The 3733-nt window shown below is 44.2% G+C and carries 2 protein-coding genes; one reads left to right on the top strand and one right to left on the bottom strand.

Translation table 11 applies throughout. The features are described 5' to 3' along the window. Window positions 1-70 precede the first annotated feature (70 nt). A complete protein-coding gene (gene cysC / locus AAC083_RS17615; protein WP_108537286.1) occupies window positions 71-661 on the top strand; it encodes an adenylyl-sulfate kinase in 591 nt (196 codons plus the stop codon). Between the two features lie 359 nt (window positions 662-1020). Here cysC and AAC083_RS17620 read toward each other — a convergent pair whose 3' ends face one another. Then, window positions 1021-2958, bottom strand: coding sequence for an AAA family ATPase (locus tag AAC083_RS17620; RefSeq protein WP_181364801.1), 1938 nt, complete (start codon window positions 2956-2958; stop codon window positions 1021-1023). Window positions 2959-3733: the final 775 nt, after the last annotated feature.

The raw sequence follows: 3733 nt of genomic DNA on the forward strand, positions 1-3733 counted from the left end.
GGGCTTGATAGGCCCTCTCCTGTGGGGGGAGGGCCAGGGTGAGGGATTGAGCGGTAGAGAAGGAGTCTGGATGAATAACGTTGTGTGGCACCAGCATGCGGTGAACAAGGCAAGCCGGGCCGGGCTGAAAGGACAGAAGCCGCTGGTGATCTGGTTTACCGGGTTGTCGGGGGCGGGTAAATCGACCCTGGCGGGGGCGCTGGAACAGGCGCTGGCGGCCGAGGGCAAGCACACCTATCTGCTGGATGGCGACAATGTGCGCCACGGCCTGTGCGGCGATCTCGGTTTCGATGATGCCGCCCGCCAGGAGAATATCCGCCGGGTCGGCGAGGTGGCAAAACTGATGGTGGATGCGGGCCTGATTGTGCTGACCGCCTTTATCTCGCCATTTCGCGCCGAGCGGGATCTGGTGCGCAACCTCTTGGGCGCCGACGAGTTTGTCGAGGTGTTTGTGGATGCACCGCTCGCCGTCTGTGAAGCGCGCGACCCCAAGGGGCTCTATAAAAAGGCGCGGGTCGGTGAAATTCGCAACTTTACCGGTATCGACTCTGCCTATGAGGCACCTGTTCAGCCGGAAATTCATCTGCTTAATGCCGGTAAACCGGTGGAAGTGCTGGTGGATGAGTTGCTGACCGCCCTGCGGCAGGGGCGCTACCTATAGTTGTTGAGTGGCGCCGTCTTACACTGGGAGCCGGATTATTATCCCGGCAACCGGGTAATCACTCAGGCAGCAAGCAGCAAATAGAGTGTGGGCGTGGGTAGCAAGGGCAAAGTGGCCATCTTTGCCTGCCTCGCCTGCGAGTCATTGGATCGGAAGAACATATAACAAGCGCCCGACGGTCGTTAAGTTGACCACCACAGGCGCTTATAGGCTGACGGCTGCCGATATAACCCGAGCAAGGGGATTTTCCGAGCCTTGCTTATGTTGTAGCCGTGTTATTTGCGATTGTCCGAATACTCTTCGTTATTCGAACCTACGGACTAGAAACGTCTCGCGTTGATAGTATCTCTTTAAACATTTTAGCCTAGTGCATCAAATGCTCGTGTAATTGGAACTGGAATTTCAGACCTATCAATATGACGGCCAATGATCTCTCCCCAATTAAAGCTTTTATTCGGCCACTCATCAATTCTCTCGGCACTTCCGATTGCAGTCAATTTTTGGCGAATCAAATTACGTAATTTTGACGCAAATTTTTGATTTGCTGGCAAGATGTTTTCTCGCTGTGCGACTGGGATTGTTTCGATGATACTAGTGATATCTTGATCTGTTATTTCAATATCATTGCCATAGACTTCGCGAACTATAGTCGGCCATAGGTTAATCGGTAGCGAGTCTTCTAGGTCTTGTTTTCCTACAACGAATACTTGAGTATTTTCCTGCTTGTTTGTGTCAGCATCAAATATATATACAGAGAGGTCGTCTCTTTTTGCAAAGCCATCAATTAGGCTATCCAGTAAATTATTAGCTACATCTTCATTTGTACACCCTTTTAAATTTATCAATTGAATGTTTTTTTCACGAAGTGAATAGCCTGTATACTTATGATAGAGCAGTGGGATTAGGGCCTGTTCTGTATTACCCTCAACTATTAGAAACTTATTAAAGAATAGAAAATCACTGTTCAACACACCCAATATGTTAAATATATCTGCAACAGTACCTATTGAACCTATTTCGGTATAGCTGTCTTTTATTCTAAAGGTATTTATATCCTCTAGTTTTGATGCATTGACAAAGATTGTACTGTGAGTGCTAACCAATATTTGAAAATGTTGCTCAGATAGTAAGCGAAGAGTATTGATAAACTCCCTTTGTGCTCGTGGGTGTAAATGCGTTTCTGGCTCATCAAAACACCAAATATACCTTTTATTTGTGGTTGTCGATTGCTCTGCTTGCAGTTTAAGTAGGGCAAACCAAATTTGACGCTTTATTCCTTCACCTTGGTTGTCAATGTGCACACTTTCTTCTGCGCTTGCTTTTCCTACAAATAGATCAGTAAGTTGATTTTTTAGTTCAAAGTTAACACTAGCACTTATGCTTTCAATACTTGGAACTTCATTTTGAATACCTAATTCTTCAAGTTTTTGATTGATTTTGGTTTGTGCTTTAGTTCGGAGTATTCCAGAAATTTTCTTAGCTCGAGCAACTTCAGCTTCTATAGAATCGGTTAAAATAGCATTCGCAGCTTTGGTTATACCTTCAAGCGACTCATTCCAGCTTAAGTATGCAAACTCCGGAAAAACATACTGCAAGTCTTGCTTCCACTTTTTTTGTTTAGCATCATCACTAAAGTTAACAAACTTATACGTGCAAGGAACCGTTCTTAGTATTGATCGCATTCTCTCATATATGGTATACCTCCCTTCACCATTGTCGTTGACAAGATTTGTTTGTGATGAATTATGAACACTCATAGCCGTGTTCACTTGGGCTTGAGTGAAACTATAAATGCTGTCTAAACTCTGATCATCAGGATGGGCATGAGCATAAAATATTTCAGATGTGCCTGTGATGGCATTTATTACCTTTGCTTTATAGAAGTATCTACACTCGTCATCACCTTGTCTCGCTGATTCAAGCACCCATCGTAAGTGGTTAGATAAGTCCTCACAATCATTTTCAAAACCTTCAATCTGAAATTTTCCAATGCATACTATGAATTTTTGTTGTTCATCATCAATTTGAATAAATAGGTCTGGAAGACCACGCTCACGTAAGTGAGAATTGATTTCAGCCTTGGTTAATGCAGTGTGTGATAAATCATTTTTCTCTGTTTTATCATTAGGAATACAGGCTGAAAAAGATTGATCTAGCAGTAAGCGTATAGAATTGAGTGACGTGGTTTTACCACAGTCATTTTCTCCAATTAGTACGGTTGGAGAGTCTGATTTAACTTGAAGTATTGTTTTTTTAGCGCTTTTATAATTTATGGTAATGATTTCTTTGAGCAGCATGTTTATTTTTATTCCTTGGGTATTAGACTTTAATTGATTTTGTTCATGCAAATAACAACGAAGAAGGTATTAATAATAAGACCATCGAGTATTCCATAAGAATATGCCCCCCATTAATAAAATTATGATGACTATTATCTTGAATAACCTACTGTAGGTCGTCAGTCGCTTATGTATTCTCATATATTGGGTTTGGCTATGCTCTGCGCCAACCATCTCGTATGTTGGGCTAAAAATCGTAGGTTGGTGCTGAACGAAGTGAAGCCCAACGTTTACCACGAAACGTATCTGCAAATTTGTTTTACCGATCGACCCCATCCATGTTTATTCCGCTTTGGTTGACGTGATAATGCTCGCTTGTTGGGCTTCGCTGCGCTCTGCGCCAACCTACACGAAGTGAAGCCCAACGTTTACCGCGAAACGTATCGGAAAATTTGTTTTACCGATCGACCCAATCCATGTTTATTCCGCTCTGGTTGAGGTGATCATGCTCGTCTGTTGGGCTTCGCTACGCTCTGCGTCAATCTACAAAAACCACGCTACCGCCCCTGAATTTCAGCCTCCAGTCTGCTGCTTGTTACCTGTGGTGTTGCTCTGGGCTGGCTCATGGCTGACTCCGACGAGACGGTTGCCAAACGGCTATGTTACCGAACGGAGCCTGCATTAAAAGTGCAAGCGGGCCGTTTTCTGAGCAAGATCAACAAATTAATCAACAATGTCGTCGGTTCGAATAGCGCAGCGTATTCGGACGATCGCGAAAGGGAGGGGAGGGAAC

It is taken from the genome of Aeromonas sp. HMWF014 (assembly GCF_963878295.1).
In the GTDB taxonomy this organism is placed as follows: Bacteria; Pseudomonadota; Gammaproteobacteria; order Enterobacterales; family Aeromonadaceae; genus Aeromonas; species Aeromonas popoffii.